This window comes from Streptomyces sp. NPDC014870 (genome assembly GCF_043081505.1).
Classification (GTDB): Bacteria; Actinomycetota; Actinomycetes; order Streptomycetales; family Streptomycetaceae; genus Streptomyces.
The window spans coordinates 628,596-645,388 of the sequence record NZ_JBIBWQ010000002.1 but is presented as its reverse complement, the minus strand read 5'-3'; the positions used below and the strand labels follow the sequence as shown (position 1 = coordinate 645,388).

At 70.7% G+C, this 16,793-nt stretch carries 8 protein-coding genes and 1 tRNA gene; 3 read left to right on the top strand and 6 right to left on the bottom strand.

The features are described from left to right. Positions 1-5: 5 nt before the first annotated feature. Positions 6-6,842, bottom strand: coding sequence for an RHS repeat-associated core domain-containing protein (locus ACF09C_RS07495; RefSeq protein WP_392089768.1), 6,837 nt, complete (start codon positions 6,840-6,842; stop codon positions 6-8). Between the two features lie 510 nt (positions 6,843-7,352). On the opposite strand from ACF09C_RS07495, the gene ACF09C_RS07490 reads away from it, so the two are divergent. Then, on the top strand, positions 7,353-10,877 hold the full coding sequence (locus ACF09C_RS07490; protein WP_392089765.1) for a DNRLRE domain-containing protein: 3,525 nt from the start codon (positions 7,353-7,355) through the stop codon (positions 10,875-10,877). Between the two features lie 79 nt (positions 10,878-10,956). Here the strand turns inward: ACF09C_RS07490 and ACF09C_RS07485 are convergent, their stop codons facing one another. Then, the gene (locus ACF09C_RS07485) at positions 10,957-12,168 is read right to left on the bottom strand and encodes a glycosyltransferase (RefSeq protein ID WP_392090288.1); all 1,212 of its coding nucleotides are present in this window, start codon (positions 12,166-12,168) and stop codon (positions 10,957-10,959) included. A gap of 83 nt (positions 12,169-12,251) precedes the next feature. Beyond that, a complete protein-coding gene (locus tag ACF09C_RS07480; protein WP_392089763.1) occupies positions 12,252-12,971 on the bottom strand; it encodes a leucine-rich repeat domain-containing protein in 720 nt (239 codons plus the stop codon). 159 nt (positions 12,972-13,130) lie between these two features. On the opposite strand from ACF09C_RS07480, the gene ACF09C_RS07475 reads away from it, so the two are divergent. Further along, positions 13,131-13,571 (top strand): hypothetical protein, encoded by a 441-nt coding sequence (locus ACF09C_RS07475; protein ID WP_392089760.1) that lies wholly within the window; start codon positions 13,131-13,133, stop codon positions 13,569-13,571. A gap of 81 nt (positions 13,572-13,652) precedes the next feature. Here the strand turns inward: ACF09C_RS07475 and ACF09C_RS07470 are convergent, their stop codons facing one another. Continuing rightward, complete coding sequence (locus tag ACF09C_RS07470) at positions 13,653-14,585, bottom strand: hypothetical protein (RefSeq protein ID WP_392089758.1); 933 nt, start codon at positions 14,583-14,585, stop codon at positions 13,653-13,655. A 197-nt stretch (positions 14,586-14,782) separates the two neighbouring features. Then, positions 14,783-14,856: transfer RNA gene (locus ACF09C_RS07465), tRNA-Pro, on the bottom strand. A gap of 139 nt (positions 14,857-14,995) precedes the next feature. Here ACF09C_RS07465 and ACF09C_RS07460 point away from each other — a divergent pair. Beyond that, the gene (locus ACF09C_RS07460; RefSeq protein WP_392089756.1) at positions 14,996-15,466 is read left to right on the top strand and encodes a DUF309 domain-containing protein; all 471 of its coding nucleotides are present in this window, start codon (positions 14,996-14,998) and stop codon (positions 15,464-15,466) included. A 6-nt stretch (positions 15,467-15,472) separates the two neighbouring features. Here the strand turns inward: ACF09C_RS07460 and ACF09C_RS07455 are convergent, their stop codons facing one another. Beyond that, positions 15,473-16,708, bottom strand: coding sequence for a cytochrome P450 (locus ACF09C_RS07455; RefSeq protein WP_392089754.1), 1,236 nt, complete (start codon positions 16,706-16,708; stop codon positions 15,473-15,475). Positions 16,709-16,793 lie beyond the last annotated feature (85 nt).

Genomic DNA, 16,793 nt, shown 5'->3' with positions numbered 1-16,793 from the left:
TTTCCTTACGCGATACAGGCGGCCGGGTTGGCACACGGATCGGCGTTGAGCTCGTCCGCCATCCCGAGGGGGTCGAAGATATCCTCGACGGTCTCCCACAGGCCGTCCTTCACTCCGTGTTCCTTGATGTTCCCGGCCGCCCCGCCCACGCCGGTCAGCACGCCGCCGGCGATGCCGAACGACTTGAGGAAGCCGCCCAGCCTGCTCGGGTTGCCCGTCGCCCTCGGCTTCGGGTTGGGAGAGCGGTCCTTGGGATGGACCTCGAACTTCTGGCCGGTGATGTCCGACATGGCCTCGGCGTTCAGGGCGGTCTTGCGGCTGGCGATGAGGTTCTTCTCGATCGCCGGGTTCGCCTTCGCGTACGCCGTCATCCTGCCGTCGATGTCCCTGAGGTTCATGGCGTGCCAGAGTTCCTTCGCCTCGGCCCTGGCGAGCTTGAGCTCGGAATCGGTGAGCACACCCTTGCCGCCGTCCAAGCGCGCCTTGCGGTCCTCCTCCAGGAGGCCGGAGAGACGGGTCATCAGGTCAGGGACCTTGGGGACGTGCCAGCTGCCGTTGACGGGCTTGCCGTAGTTCAGCTCATGGATGAACGCCGTGCCCACCTTGCCGTCGCCGGTGACCTTCGCACCGGGCCTGACATTGCGGAGGTAGATGGCGTTCAGGATGTTCTGGAAGTTCGTGTGCTTCACCACCGGGGGCTTGGCGACCGGCTTCTTCAGTCCCGGGTTGGCGTGCAGGCCGATGCCGGTGAGCTGCATGAACATCTTCTTGACCTGCGTGAAGAGGCCGAAGAAGAACAGACCGGTCGGGTCGCTGTTGGTGATGGGGCTGTTGTTGCTGTACGCGTACCCGTTCATCTGGAGCGGGTCGGACAGGTCCACCACGGGGTCGGCGGAGATGAAGCGGCCGGTGGAAGCGTCGTACTCACGGGCCCCGATGTGGGTCAGGCCGCTCGGGCTGTCGATGCCGACGCCGAGGTACGACCGGCGGTCGACCCAGGCCGGCTTCGGTCCGCGCACCTCGCCGTAGGGCTTGAAGGCCCTGCGGGTGACGGGCTGGTTGGTGGTCTGCTCGACCGCCGTGGTGGCGGTGCCGAGGTGGTCGGAGAGCAGCACGGTCAGCTTGTGGCCGGAGGTGGCGCCGTTCACCGTGGACCGGACGACCGTGGGCGCGCCCTGCTGGGCGTAGCCCCGCGTCGCGCGGGTGATCTTCCCGGCGGCGGTGGTCAGTTCCGTGCCGTCCAGGTTCAGCACGCTCCCGGAAGGGGTGTTCTCCAGGATGCGGTTGCCGTCGGCGTCGTAGACGTACTTCGTCGTGACGCCGCCCTCGGTGAGCGTCGCGAGCTTGTTCTCGCGCGTCCACGTCAGATCCTGCGTGGTGGTGGCGAGGTCGCGCTTGGTGGTGTTGCCGTAGGCGTCGTTGACGTACGCGCTGCCGCCGCCGGCCGGAGCCGTCGACACCCAGGACAGGGTGTGGGGCTGGGCGGTGTACGTGGGCGAGGTGCCGTTGCCCGTGACGAGCTTGCCGTACCCGTAGGTGAACGTCACGTCCTTGGTGGCGTCCTTGGTGTCGTGCTCGACCAGCGAGGCGCGGTTGCCGAGCAGGTCGAACCGGAAGGACTGCCAGTAGGAGGTGGCGCTGGTGTCGAGGGTCCCGGTGGCCGGGGCTCCGGCGGCCAGCGAGGCCGTCAGCACGCTGTCGGGGCTCTCGCCGTCGGTCACCTGGTCGGGTGCCTCGGCCACCGGACCGGTGGAGGGCCAGCCGTCCGTGCGCGGTCCCCAGGTGGCGCCGTTCGCCGCCTTGCAGCCGGTGCCGTCGCCCTGCGGCGTGAGGTTGGACGTCCACGCCTGGGTGAGTTCGCCCATCGCGTCATAGGTGAAGCACTGGGTGTCCCGCGTCGTGACCGTGCCGTCGGTCAGCCTGCGGGCGAAGCCGGTGATGTTGCCCGCGATGTCGTACGCGTAGGTGCTGTCGGAGATCCGGTGGGAGTTCGCGGTCTCCCGGTCGGCGACCGTGCGCTGAAGGCGCCCGGTGTGCTGGTCGACGAAGTTGGTCGTCCACACGCGGTAGGGCTGCGGTCCGGTGACCGTGCGCAGTGGCTCCCCGTACGGCGAGTAGGTGATGTCCGAGGTGTACCAGGTGTGCCCTGAGGTCGACTCGGCGAAGCCGTCGCTGTTGTAGCGGGTGATGACCTTCTCGGTGGCGAGGCCGCCCGCGGCCGGCAGGGTCACCGAGAGCGGCTTGCCCGTCGGGGTGTAGCTGTAGGCGTAGCCGTACGTGCCCGAGACGCCGGTGGTCATGGCGTTGGCGGGGATCACGACCTGACGGCCGGTGGGCTGGTAGCGCGCGTCGAATCCGGTGACACGGGTGATGTAGTCGCCGCTCGCGTCGTGACGGATCGAGGAGGTCCGCTGGCCGATGCCGCCGGTGACGTCGTCGTAGGTGTACTCCTTGACGGGCGCCGAGCTCGTCGTGCCCTCGCGGACGGCGACGATGCGGCCCAGCTGGTCGTAGGAGGTGTGGATCGCGCCCCGGAGGTCGGTGGCGCTGGTCTGGCGGTCCGCCTTGTCGTAGCCGTAGGAGATGTCCCCGGTGTCGGGGTCCGTGGCGGAGGTGATCCGGCCGCGGGCGTCATGGGTGTAGGTCCAGGCGTTGCCCGCCGGGTCGGTGACCTTGGTGCGGTTGCCGCGGGCGTCGTAGCTGTAACGGGTGTCGCGCCAGCGGCTGGTGGCGGTGTTCGTGTAGTGCTGGATCAGGGTGATCCGGCCGCGGGCGTCGGTCCAGGTGTTGGTGGCCGGCATGGCGCCGCCGGCGGGCCGGCTGTAGGTGTTGGTGTCGCCGTAGGTGGTCGTCGACCAGTACGCGGTGTCGCCGCCGTGGTAGGTCGTCGCCCGGACCGGCCGCTCCAGACCGTCGTAGCGCGTGCGGACCAGGCTGGGGACGAGCGCGTCGGACACCCGCTTGAACTGGGCGGCCTCCGGCTCTCCCTTCGCCACGTACGCACCGGTCTGCTCGCCGACCAGGCCGTGGTCGTTGTAGCGCGTGTCGACGATGATCCGGCCGGGGCCATGGGCCTCGCGCTGGGTCTGGACGGCGCGCATCAGGCCGTCGTAGACGGTGACCTGCTTGGCGTAGGTGCCGTCGTCCTTGATGCTCTGGGTGGTCACGGCCGTCGGCCTGGTCACCGTCGGGGAGGTGTCGGCCATCTGGTAGCCGATGATGACGTCCGGCGTCTGCGTGCCGGAGGAGCGGCCCGTCGACCAGCCCTTGACGAGCCGCCCGAAGGCGTCGTACTCGCTCCGGACGACCTTGCCGTTGGGGTCGGTGACGGTGAGCTCGGAGCCGCGGCCGGGGTCGAAGGTGCGGACGGTCGCGTGCCCCTTGGGGTTGATGACCTTGACGCTCGTGACCGCGCCGCCGGTGTCGCCGGGGGTGTACTGGGTCTCGGTCGTGCCCACCTCCGGCTCGGTCACCTTGCGGGTCCGGCCCAGCGGGTCGTACGTCGTCGTGGTGACGACGGAGTGCGAGGTGCCGGCGCCGTCGATCTCGGCGCTGGAGGTGACGAGCCCCTTGGCGGGGGGAGCTCCCCATGCCTGGTCGTCGTACGAGATGCGGACCGAGCTGATCAGCTGCGTCGCCGGGTCGGCGGACGCCTGGCTCGCGCACGAGGTCGCCGTCTTACGGGTCGACGAGGGAGCACCGATGATGTGCGCCGTGGTGTTGTGGAGCAGCGTGGTCGTGGTGCAGTTGTAGTCGCTGAGCGTCTCGCCCGTGCCGTTCGGCTTGACGACGGCCGTCTGCATCTGGACGGGGATGCCCCAGTCGGGGTCCACCTCCGTCTCGGTGCGGACCGCCTGCCAGCCGCTGCCGACCGTCTGGATCGCGTCCGAGCGCTGTACGCCGGCGCGGTAGGCCTTGAGCGGCGGCAGGCCGCCGTCGCGGGTCCGCGACGCGGTCTCCTTGGACCAGGGGAACGTCAGGGTGCGCTTGACGATCCGGCCGCCGGATCCGTCGTACGCGATCGTCTCGGCGGGCATGCCCGCGTACTGCGCGGCGTCGTCCGCCACGAGGGTGACGGCGTCCTTGGAGTCCTTGACCACGCCGCCCGCGCCGCGGAAGTACCGCACGACGGAGCGGGACTGGGTCTGCGGGCTGCCCGTGGAGGGGGTGTTCTTGCTGCCCTTGACCGTGGAGACCTGCCGGTAGCCGCGCCATTCGCTGTAGGTGCGCAGCGCGGGCTTGGTGAATTCGTCGTCGCTCTTGGTCCAGGCCGCGTCGGCGTAGTCGTAGCGGTGGGTGATCCGGTCGGAGACACCGGTGATGCGGTCGGTCTCGGTCACCGTGTGCACGACGTACTTGTTGAACCAGGCGAGGGCCGGCTTCTCCAGCTCGCCGTCCGGGGACCAGCGCAGCGGGAAGCAGGTGCCGCGGTTGTCCTCGGGCGCGACGGTGGGCTGGACCTTGCAGCCGCCCTTGTACGTGACCTCGATGTCACCGCCGTGCTCGGTGGAGACGGTGCCGATGCGCGGGCGGGTGAAGCCGGGGCGCGCGTCGGTGCTGCTGCGGGGGACGAGGTTGGGGAGCTGCTTGTCCTTCAGGTAGCCGCTCAGCGGGTGCGCGGTGCCGGTGCCGACGACGTACGGCTTGAAGGAGACGCCGGACGTGGAGAGCAGGGTGCCGCTGGTGTCACCGGGTTTGAAGCCGTAGCGGGTCACGGAGTTCAGCCACAGGCCCGGCGCGGTGTCGTACCAGTCCCGGGGGAACGAGTGGTTGAGCAGGAAGGTGTCCACCTTGGCCAGGCCCGTCGTGCCGGGGCGGTGGGCGTAGGTGGTGATGCCGCCGAGCCGCAGCCGGTTCCAGAAGGAGGGGAAGCCCGGGCACAGCTTCGAGCCGGACTTGCAGTTGAGGTTGCCGGGGCTGTCCCACCAGGGGCGGTAGGAGGCGGGGTTCTTGGTGTCGTCGAACTTCTCGGAGGCGCAGACCGTGTCGTCCTGCACGCACCGCTGCCACAGCAGGAAGTCGATCTTGGCCGCCGGTTCGGCGCCCAGCGCGCCTTCGCGCAGGCCGTACTCGATGGAGTCCGGGAGGCCGCCGCGGTCGTACTTCTCCGGGGTCTTGAACTTCTTGTTGACGGCGTAGTAGTTCGTCGACTTGTGCCAGTTGACGATCATCACGTTGCCGTGGACGTCGACCACCTTGTCCAGGCCCCAGTGCCAGGCCTGCTGCTTGGTGGCGTCGTCGTTGCAGCGGGAGGCCGCGAAGGTCTCGGCGTGGCACGGCTCACCGGGGTGGTTGCCGAAGACGGGGACGGTGAAGACCGACTGGGTGTCGGCGTGACCGTCACCGATCTTGTTCAGGCCGTAGTAGTACCGGGTGCCGTCGGTGGTGGTGACGACCCAGTACTCGCCGTTGTTGTCACCGTTGGTGCCGCCGGTCTTCAGCTCGACGCGGGTGCCGTCGTCGTGCTGCGGGCGGTAGATGTTGCTGGTCCCCTCACGGACCAGTTCGAGCGTGCGGCCCTGGTGGGACATGACGGCGTTGTACGAGACCCAGCACAGGTCGGAGGTCTTGGCCTTCTTCGCCGTGTTGTTCGGCTCGCCGGCCGAGGTCGCCTCGCGGTCGTCCTTGCAGGTGCGGTAGCGGCGCTCGATGTGTCCGGGGTCGTAGTCCCAGCCCTCGCCGATCCAGGAGGCCTGCGGGGAGGAGGTGGCGGTCCTGCCGTCCACCGCCTGGGAGTTGTAGTCGAAGGAGATCTCCGGCGAAGGGCCGGCCGGCGCCGACGGCACCGCGACGGGGTACGACCAGGTGAACGCGCCGGAGGAGGTCCCGGCCTCCCACTTGCCGTTGGAGATCAGGGGGGTGGCCCGGAAGGAGCCGCCCTCGCCCATGCCGGAGTCGACGGCGCCGACGACGGCCCGGTCGCCGCTCGCGGCGACCTGCTGCATTCCGGTGGAGCGGACGTAGGAGGCCTGGAAGACGCCGGACGGCGGGGTCACCGCACGCGGGGCGACGGCCGGGGTGACGGTGCCGTCGGCCGCGGTGTCGACCGTCGCCGTGATGGTCCTGGTTTTGGTGTCGTTGACCGTCTCCAGTTCGTCGTAGGTACGGCACTCCTCGACGTCCGGGGTGGTGAGGTAGCACTCGGGGAACTGGACGAAGGTGAGGCGGGAGGCCCAGTCGGCGCCGTAGAGGTTCTGGTACGCCTTGTAGTCGAGCTGTACGGAGACCGGGACGGAGCCCGTGGCGGGGGCGGTCACGGTGACGACCGCGCCGTCGACGCTGTCGGCCTCGGGCGCGGTGCGCGGGTAGACGCCGACCTCCCACGTGCCGGTGGGCGTCGCGGCGCCGGGCGCCTGGCCGAGCTTCACGGGCAGCGTGCCGACCGGCTCGAGCTCGGCCTGGGTGACGCCGGCGATAGAGGCGGTGGCACCGGCGCCGGTGCCGGTGGTGAACGCTGCCTGCCGCACGGCGCCTTCGCCGGAGGCGGCGGAGGCCTGCTGCGGGGCCGGGTCGCCGAAGGTGACGGCGGCCGTGCCGCCGGCCGGCGGGGTCGCGGTGCCGGCCGGAGCCTCCTCCTGGTCGGCGGGCGGCGCGGCCGCGATCGTGTCGAGGCCCGCGTTACGGGTCGCCCCGTCGACCTGCTTCTCCTCGGGGAGGTTCTCCAGGACGAGTTCCTCGCGGGGCACTTCGTCCTTGGACGGGTCCGGCGGCAGGGCGGCGGCCTGGGTCGGCAGGAGCGTCAGCAGCAGAGCGGCACCTACGGCCGGAACCACTGCGGTACGCAGGCGCTTTCGGCGCGCGGACAAGAAGGCAGGCACGGGTGGGGTCCCCCCGGACGACATGAAGCGGCGCCTGGGCGGACCGCAGGTGAGGCCAGTGAACGCGGCAATTCTGTGTGTGAGGTGCGGATAAAGACCAGGCGGAAAGTGATCACGTGGTGATGATCACAGCCATACTTCGGTCGAATGGGAACAGCATCACTCGAACCAGTTCAGTGGCTCCACAATCCCCAGTCGGACGAGGTAAAACGGTGATTCCCGCCTCAGCGGACCAAGCGGAATCAACTGCAGCAAATTCGAGGGATTTTCGTCCGGATATCGAGCGGGAATTCCGTCTCGTCTGTCGCCCCGTACTGCTCAGGTCCGCTCGCGCGGCCGACCGGGCCTGACGAAAGACGTCCGGCTCCGTGCGGAGATCCTGTGACCGTCGCGTGACGGCTGATCCCCCGTAAGCCATGATCTGCAGGCATCCGTCACGCCGGGGCGTGTTCCGCCGCGCCCGCGTGACCAGCCACAGGAGCCCGGTCGGCCGTCTGCCGTACGCCGGTTCTCGAGGGGGAAGGAACCTCGCTCATGACGAGCAGATGGCGCCGCGTGCCCGGGCGTCGACCGGTCGCGGCCGTGGCGGCCGCCGTCGTGGTGGCCTCGGGCCTCACGTACGTCGGACTCGACAGCGGTCCCGAGGACCGCCGTACGGACGCGGCCCCGCGCACCAGGGCCGGCGCTCCCCTGAGCGAGTCCGACGCCGGCGCGCTGGCCCGGAAGACCGGCAAGGCCGTCGAGGCCACCGCGATGCGCACGGCGTACTCGACCACGTGGGCCAGGCCGGACGGTCTGATGCAGCGGCGGATCCACGCCAGCCCGATCCGCGCGCAGGTCGACGGGGTCTGGAAGGCCATCGACACCGATCTGAAGCGGGTCGACGGCGGCTGGGCGACCAAGGCCACCAACGTGGGCGTCCTCTTCTCGGCCGGTTCGAAGGGCAAGGGCGGGCAGGGCCAGGCGGGCGACCGCGCCTCGCGGGCCGGTGCGCAGCGCGTCCCGCTGCTGCCGGGCACGCCGGCCGGCGCCCCCATGGCGGCCGCCGCCTCGGGCAACGTGCTCGCCACCCTCACGGTGAACGGCCACGACATCGTGCTGACCTGGCCCGACGCCGTGCCCACCCCGATCGTCGACGGCCCCCGCGCGCTCTATCCGGAGATCCTGCCCGGCGCCGATCTCGTGCTCACCGCCGACGACGGAGGCTTCGCCCAGCTCCTGGTGGTGAAGAATCGTCAGGCCGCGGCCGACCCGCGCGTCGCGCGGCTCGCGTACGGGCTGTCCTCGCCCGACCTCAGCTTCAGTCTTGACCCGGCCACGGGCGTCGTCTCCGCCACCGACACCGGAGGCCAGGACGTCGCCGAGTCCCCCACGCCGCTGATGTGGGACAGCTCGGGCACGCCCACGCAGACCGACGGCGGAGGCGGCACCAGCGCCTCTCCCACGGCCTCCGAGGTGATCCCCTCCGAGTCGCCGGTCCCGACCGGTGAGCCCGAGGAGACGCCGACCGCCTCGGCCGAGCCGACGGACGGCATGAACGACGGCGACCAGGGCGACACGTTCAACGAGGTGCTTCCGGAGGCCACCGACGAGGCCGCCGATCCGTCCGTGATCGGTGAGATCGAGGGGTCCGCGCCGCCCGTCCCCGCCGAGCCGACCCCCGAGCCCTCGCAGACCGGCTCGGCGGCGACGCTGTCGCTGCCCGGGGTCAACGGCCCCCAGCCCGACTCCAAGGGCACCCTGGTCGGAACGGACCTGGAGGGCTCGGAGTGGGTGATGACCCCGGACCAGGACTTCCTCAACGACCCGTCGACGGTGTACCCGGTCTTCGTCGACCCCTCGGTCAAGAAGCACACGAACGACTGGACGACGGCGTACAGCCGGCACCCGAACGCGAGCTTCTACAACGGAAAGAACTTCAACAAGGGCGGCACGCACGAGGCCCGCGTCGGCTACGAGTCCGACACCTGGGGCACCTCGCGGTCGTTCTTCAGCATCGACTGGGACCCGGACCTGAAGGGTTCCACGGTGCACAGTGCCAAGCTGCGCGCCCTGGAGACGTACTCGTGGTCGTGCAGCGCGCGCAGCATGACCGTGCATCTGACCGGCACGATCAGTTCGAAGACGAACTGGAAGAACGCGCCGTCGATGAACAGCGGCAACAAGATCGGCGGCGGCAGCTTCGCGCACGGCTGGAAGTCCTCCTCCTGCCCTGACGAATGGGTCGCGTTCGACGTCAAGTCCTCGGCGAAGAAGGCCGTCGACGGCGGCTGGAAGACGATGACCGTCGGGTTCAAGGCGTCCGACGAGGGGTCCCAGTACTCCTGGAAGAAGTTCCAGGCCAACGGCGGTCAGGACCCGTTCGTCGACCTGTCGTACAACCGCCCGCCGACGACCCCGACGGGTCTGGTCCTCGACCCCAACGAGGTGCGCTGCGACACCACGTCCCCGTACCTCAACGTGGGCGCGTCCTCGATCACCCTCTGGGCGAACAGCACCGACAAGGACGGCAACCTCCAGTCGCTCCACTTCGAGCTCTGGCCGACCGGCGGCTCCACCACCAACCTGCTCGGCAGCAAGGGCAAGGTGTCCGTCGGCAGCCAGACCGGCTCGGCGAAGGTCCACACCGACCCCTTCTCCACCAGCGGGCTGAAGAACGGGACCACGTACTCGTGGCGGGCCAAGGCCGTCGACAAGTTCGGCGCGACCTCGTCGTACTCGCCCAGCAAGACGCCGTGCCGCTTCGTCTTCGACAACTCCAAGCCGTCGTCGCCGACCGCGACCTCGGCGCAGTTCCCGGACGCCGACGCCAAGGACAACGGCTTCGAGAACGACTCCGAGGACTCCAAGTGGAGCACGGTGAAGTTCGGCACGGCCGGCTCCTTCACCTTCAAGGCGGCCCAGACGGACGTGGTGAAGTTCGAGTACGGCTTCAACCAGGCGTCGTACCCCTTCTCGGTGGCCAGGACGAACGGCGCGCCCGTCACGACGACGACCACCGTGAGCAACGTCAAGCCTCCGCTCGCCGGGCCGAACGTGCTGTACGTGCGGGCGGTCGACGACGCGGGACACCCGTCGGAGCCGACGAAGTACCTCTTCTACGTGACCCCCAGGGACCAGGCGGACCAGCCGGGCGACTTCACCGGTGACAAGCTGCCCGACCTGATGGTCGTGGACGGCAACGGCAACCTGCGGCTCTACCCGTCGGAGTCCACCACCGACCTCCTGAAGGGCACCGGCGACCTGGACTGGTCCATGTCGGGCTCCTACCGCGGCAACCCGGCCAAGGACCCGAACGGCGACGACGGACTCCCGCAGTACGTCTCGGCACCGTCCGGCTACTGGAAGAACACCCTGATCACCCACCTCGGCGACATCTACGGCGGGGACGGTCTCCAGGACCTCGTCGCGCGCCGCGAGAGCAAGCTGTGGGTCTACCCGGGCGACGGGTACGGCGGTGTGAACATCGACAAGCGGCAGGAGATCCTGCTGCCGTCGAACGCGCCGGCGCCGGACACCATCACCCAGATCGTCTCCGCGGGAGACGCCACGGGCGACGGCAAGACGGACTTCTTCCTGAAGGTCGGGGACGCGCTGTGGGCTCTCGTCGGCTACAACGGCGCGAGCATCGAGACGGCCGTCCGGCTGTCCAGTTCGCCCTGGCTCGAGCGCGACATCGTCACCGTCCAGGACATCACGGGCGACGGTGTGACCGACATGGTCTACCGCACCGACGTCTCGGGCCGCCTGCTGCTCCGCACCGGCAAGAAGGACGCCGACGGCAGCGGCGTGGACATCATGTCCCTGGCCTCCGCGGCCAACTCCGCGACCGGCACGGACGACCAGTACGGCGCCTCGGGCTGGGGGCGCAGCAACATCCGGTTGTTCTACGGCACCCCGGACGCCAACGGCGACTCCATCCCCGACATCTGGACGCTGCGGGTGGACGGAGCGGTCCGCTTCTACGCGGGCAGCCGAGTGGCGCTGGCGGGCAGCGGTGTCGAGATCGTCGGCAACAGCGACGGCGTGGGCTGGAAGAACAAGCTCGCCATCGGCTGACGTGACGCGCGCCTTGCAGCCCGGTGGGGCCCTGCCGACTCGGCCGGGCCCCACCGGGCTTTTCCGACCTTCGTTACGGTCAGGGCGCCAGTCGGGCGAGCGCGGCGAGGACCGGCGCGACGCCGTCCTCCGCGGCCAGCCGGCCGGCGAGCGCGCGGGCGCGCGTCTGATGGGAGCCGTCCTCCGTCGCCCGGCGCAGGGCCGTGGCCAGGGCCCCGGAGGTGAGCCGGCGCAGCGGCAGCACCCCGGGAGCCGTACCCAGGGCGGTGAGCCGGGACGCCCAGAACGCCGCGTCGAACTGGACCGGCACCGGAACGGAAGGCACCCCGGCCCGCAGGACGGCGCCCGTCGTGCCCGCTCCCGCGTGGTGGACGACGGCGGCCGTCCGGGGGAACAGCGGGGCGTGCGGCACCTCGTCGACGGTCAGGATGTCGTCGCCCGCTGCGTCGAGACCCGCCCAGCCCCGCTGGACGATCCCCCGCAAGCCGGCCGCGCGCAGCGCGGTGACGATCTCGCGGCTCACCCGCTCGGGATCGGGAACGGTGGCGCTGCCGAGACCGACGAAGACCGGCGGGGCTCCGGCGGCGAGGAACTCCTCCACGTCACGGGGCAACCGCCCGGTCTCGTACGGCCACCAGTACCCGGCCACGTCGAGCCCCGCGGGCCAGTCCACGGGCCGGGGGACGACGAGCTCGCTGTAGCCGTGCAACACCGTCGCCGCCCGCCGCCCCCGGGACCGGCCCGCCGCCACGAGGCCGTGCCGCCGCCGCAGTGACCGTACGGCGTCGGCGAACAGCAGCTCCACCGTCGTCATGACGGCCCGTCCACTCGCCCGGTTGCCCACGGTGCCCAGAGATCGCGTCCCGAGGACCGGGGCGGGGAACTCCCGGGTCGGATGCAGCGGCTGGAGGTGCAGGCCCAGGGCGGGCACGGAGAGGCCCTCGGCGATGGCGTACCCGAGCGGCCCCAGCGACCCGCCGACCAGCAGCACCTCGCCCTCACGCGCCACCTCCACGAGCGCCGCCGTCATCTCGTCGGCGGCTCCCCTGGCCATGGACGCAAGCCGTACGAGCTTCCCCGCACCGGTCCGCGCGTCATGCAGCCGCCTACCGCGCGCGGAGCGCAGCTCGGCCAGGGGATCGACCGGCAGCGGATGAAACCGCACCCCCGACCCGGCCACCAGCGGCTCGAACATCGCGTGCGTGGCCAGCGTCACCTCATGCCCGGCCCGTACGAGACCTGCCCCCAGACCCGTGTACGGCGCGACATCGCCCCGCGACCCCGCCGTCATCATCACGATGCGCACACGGCCAGTGTGCCCGACGGGACCGCCCCGCACAGAAGACCGGCCGGGTGCCGCGCCGGTGTCAGCCGTCACGCCAGGACGACGCATCCCCGCCCCTCCAGCTCACCGAGGAGCGGCAGGCAGGGATCGACCTCGTTCCACCGCAGATCCAGCTTCTCCAGCGAGGGCATCAGTCCGAGCCAGTCGGGCAGCCGGCTGATGTGATTACCCCTCAGGTCGATCTGACGCAGTCGCGGAAGCCCGGCAAGTGGCTCCGGCACGTCGGCGAGGGAGTTCTCACGCAGGTCGAGGTGCCGCAGTTCGTGCAGCTCGGCCACTGACGACGGCAGGCGCGCGATCCTGTTCCCCCGGAGCCACAGCTCACGCAGGCGCGTGAGCCGGCCGATGGCGTCGGGCAGGCTGTTGAGCCGGTTGTGCTGCGCCCTCAACTCGACGAGTCCGCTCATCCCACAGAGGGTCTCGGGCAGGTTGGTGAGGAGGTTCTCACCGATGTTGAGATAGCGCAGGCGCGTCAGGTTCCCCAGAGATTCGGGGATCCGGGACAGCTGATTGTCGTGCAGGTAGAGGCACTCGCGGAGTTCGGCCAGACGGCCGATTTCCTCAGGCACCGACGTCAGCGCGTTGTGGCCCAGGTCCAGGGTCTTCAGCCGTTGAAGCCGCCCGATGCCCGGCGCGAGCGCCGCGAGCCCGTTGTCCGCGAGGATCAGCACATCGAGTTCGGTCCGCTGCCACACCGACTCGGGCACCTCTCCGAGTTCGTGACGCCACAGGTTCAGTGTGTGCCGCAAAGCCGACTCCCCCTCGTCATCGACGGTCAGTGCTCCGATTCTCGCCCCTGCCGGGACGGGCTGCCGGGAGACTCCTGTGCTGTGAACATGGGGATATCTGGTTTCGAGCCGTCCTTCCTGAGAGGGGTCGACGCGATGAGACGGGCGCACGGATCGCGGTTGGCGACGCTCGCCGGTAGGCGGCTCACGGGGTTTGCGCTGGTGCGGTTTGCCGCAGACGGAGAATGGTTCGCCGACTGTCCGGTGGTGCTGGACTTCGCCGGTGTCCAAGTGGAGTTCTGTCACTGGAAGTTCGACGAGCTCTCGATCGGCTGGGACACGATCGACACCGCGGGGACCATCACCGGGTGGGAGTGGTCGGAACTCACGCCGCTGTGGTCTCACTGCGATGAACGCCTCGAACCGCTCGTCGGCCGGCAAGTACGTGAGGTCGCGCTTCTCGAATGGCGGCCGGAAGAGCGTGACATGGCGGCCGGAACGGTGGCGGTGGAATTCGTCTTCGCCGGCGGGTCCCTGCGGATCGCCAACGGTCTGGACGAGAACAGCATCGAGGTCGGTCCGGTCCCCCCGGAGTTCGTCCGACACGGTCTGGGCCGCTGAGCACTCCTGCCCGGTCGGCCCGGCAGGGCCCCGAGGCCGACGAGTCGCACAGCGCGCCGGGGCGGACCTCCTGGTCTTCGGCTACCAGGACTGGGCCGCCGGGGCGGGCGGGGGCGTCCGGGTGTGTCGGCCGGACAGGGCCATGCGGTTCCATGTGTGGCGCCGTCCGCGGATCGCGACCGAGTAGGCGTACATCACCTCCGGGTCGCACATCCCGGGGATGTACGAGTCGCCGAAGTGGTGGGCGTCGAATCCGGCCTCCTTGGCGTTGAGGGCCAGCTGCGGCACCACGTCCGTGTGCGCACCCTCCTGGCTGGTGCCGATCGCGCCCATCACGACCGCCCCGGCGTCCTGCACCGCCGCGACCGCCTCGGCCGCCAGCTCCCGGGTCACGCCTGGCAGCGTGCCGGGCAGCGGCATCACCACCCCGTCGGCCCCCGCCTCGACCAGCGCGGTCAGCCGCCCGGTGGTCACCCGCTCGGGGTACCCGGCATGGTGCATCTTCCCCGACCAGATCGCCGCGTCGTCCCCGAGCCCGACACGCAGCTCCTCGGTCACCCGTGCCATGGCCTCGTACGAGCCGCCCGTACCCGGGTTCGCGGTCACGCACAGCAGCGCCGCGCCCATGCCGACCAACCGCTTGGCGTACTCGGGCTTCGCGCGGCGGATCTCCGGCACGTCGCCCGGCTCCAGGTTCACACCGATCGGCCGGCCGATCACCTGTGCCAGCTCGGTGAAGGAGGCGAACTCACCCAGTCCGGGCAGCCGCAGCCGTTCGCCGTCCCACGCGCGCTCGATCAGGTTCAGTACGACGATGTCTGCTCCGAAGGCGGCGACCAGCTCGGCGTTGTGCACGCCCCGGCCGTCGGGGTACGGAGAGAGCGCGGCCCGCTCGGCGAAGACCTCGGCGACCATGGTCCGCCCCTCGGCGGCGGCCACGGCCCGGGTCAGCGCCCGTCCACGCAGGGCGGCGAGCTGGTCACGGTCGAGGTCGAGAATGCGAGGTTCGGTCATGCTTAGACCCTAACTGGCACGGAATGGCGCAAACCCTGTCTTTCGGAAGGAGGAACAGGGTCTTCGGTCCCGATCCGAAGGTGTCCCAGACAGCGACCGAGGCGCGCCTCGTCACGCCTCGCCCTGCAGGAACCAAAAACGATCAGGGGCCGTTTCAGATTTCTCTGAAACGGCCCCTGATGTGCGACTCTTTCGAGTCGGGACGACAGGATTTGAACCTGCGACCCCTTGACCCCCAGTCAAGTGCGCTACCAAGCTGCGCCACGTCCCGGTGCCCGTGCCGCCGAGGTGATCCCCGGTGGCGGCGTGCAAGAGAACATTACCTCACTCCGCGTGGTCGCAGGACGCACCCCCGGGAACGCGCCGGGGGCATTCGCGCAGGCAGGGTGGGTCGGGGGGAGAATGGGCCGGTGGACAGGACGGCGAGGGACCGGGACGACGAGGGGCGGGCGCGCAGTGGGCGGCCCCGGGACGGGTTGGGGCGGCCGTTGCCGTACGGGGCCGAGGGGGTGCCGCGGCAGCCCGAGGGGGTCGTACGGACACCGGCCGAGACCGTGCGGGAGGCGCAGGCGCTGCTCGACGCGGGCATGCCGTTCCACGCCCACGAGGTCTTCGAGGACGCCTGGAAGAGCGGCCCCGCGGCGGAACGGGACCTGTGGCAGGGGCTCGCCCAGCTGGCGGTGGGGCTCACGCACGCCGCCCGCGGCAACGCGCAGGGTGGCGCGCGCCTGCTGCTGCGCGGTGCCGCGCGCATCTCGGGGCAGGACGATCCGTACGGGATCGACGTCGGCGGACTCGTCCGCTGGGCGCACGCGTTGGCCGAGCGCGCCGGCGAGGTGACGGACGCCGCCGCCGAGGCGCCGCGGCTGCTCAACTCCTGACGTCCGTCACCACACCAGGGGGAGTTCCAGGGGCGAGCGGTGGATCAGGGTCGGCCGCATCACGACCTCCTTGTCCTCGGCGAGCCGTAGGCCGGGGAAGCGGCGGGTGAACAGCTCCAGGGTGACGCGGAGTTGGGCGCGGGCGAGTTGCGACCCGGGGCAGCCGTGGGCGCCATGACCGAAGCCGACGTGGCGGGTGGGGCTGGCCGGCCGCGTGATGTCGAAGGTGTCGGCGTCCGGGTGGCGCGCCACGTCGCGATTGGCGGAGCCGTAGGCGACGAAGACCGTTGCGCCTGTGGGGAGTTCGGTACCGGCGAGGACGACGGGCCTGGTCGTGGTGCGGCGGAATCCCTGGACGGCGGTGTCGTAGCGGATCGCCTCCTCCACCGCGCCGGGTATGAGGTCGGGCTGGGAGCGGAGCAGCTCCCACTGGTCGCGGTGGCGGAGGAGGTGGAGCAGGGTCGTGCCGATCAGCGCGGTGGTGGTGAGGTGGCCCGCGATGAGGAAGTTCTGCAGGTTGGCGACCAGTTCGGCGCGCTGGTCCGCGGTGAGTTCGGGGCTCCCGTCCGTCGCCACGGAGGCGACCATCAGCGAGCAGAGGTCGTCGCGCGGGTGGGCGTGCCGGGCGCGGGCGTAACGGTCGAGGAGGTGCTGGAGCGCGACCACGTCCTCGGCGGCGGCGAGTTGCTCGTCCTCCGGCAGCGGGCGGAAGAGGAGTTGCTCGGCGCGGTGGCCGCCGTGGACGGCGGTGGGCACGTCCTCGGGCGCGAAGCCGATGAGCCGGCCGACGACGGCGCCGGGCAGCCGGCCCGCGTAGGACGCCATGAGTTCGGTGCGGCCGTCGGCGGCGAAGCCGTCGACGAGGGCGGTCGCGACCTCGGCGGCGTACGGCGTGAGGGCCGCGACCCGTGCGGCGGAGAGGCCGCGGTTGATCGGGGCGCGGTGTCGGCGGTGGGCGGCGCCGTCGGTGGAGACGACGGTGGGCCGCGCGGCGAAGCCGCGGGCGAGGACCCCGAAGGCGGCCGGTGAGGGCAGGACGTCGGGCCGCAGGGACTGGGCCGAGGAGAAGTCCTCCGGCCGCAGCAGCACCTCGCGGACGTCGGCGTCCCGGGCGACCAGCCAGGCGTCGAGTTCGGGTACGAAGGTCAGCCCTTCGGTCTGTCGCGCCCGGGCGTAGAGGGGGTAGGGGTCGCGCTGGAGCGCGTCGAGCAGCTCGTGGGGTACGGACGTCTTCGGGTCCACGCGGCGGCTCCGTGGGGGAAGGTGCGGAACTCGGGCGGGCCGTCGGTGGAGCGGGCGGGTGGTGTGTGGCGGGTGGACGAACGGC

Coding starts and splice junctions, on each gene's coding strand:
- ACF09C_RS07495 (WP_392089768.1), bottom strand. CDS start 6,842: ATGTCGTCCGGGGGGACCCCACCCGTGCCTGCCTTCTTGTCCGCGCGC.
- ACF09C_RS07490 (WP_392089765.1), top strand. CDS start 7,353: ATGACGAGCAGATGGCGCCGCGTGCCCGGGCGTCGACCGGTCGCGGCC.
- ACF09C_RS07485 (WP_392090288.1), bottom strand. CDS start 12,168: ATGACGGCGGGGTCGCGGGGCGATGTCGCGCCGTACACGGGTCTGGGG.
- ACF09C_RS07470 (WP_392089758.1), bottom strand. CDS start 14,585: ATGACCGAACCTCGCATTCTCGACCTCGACCGTGACCAGCTCGCCGCC.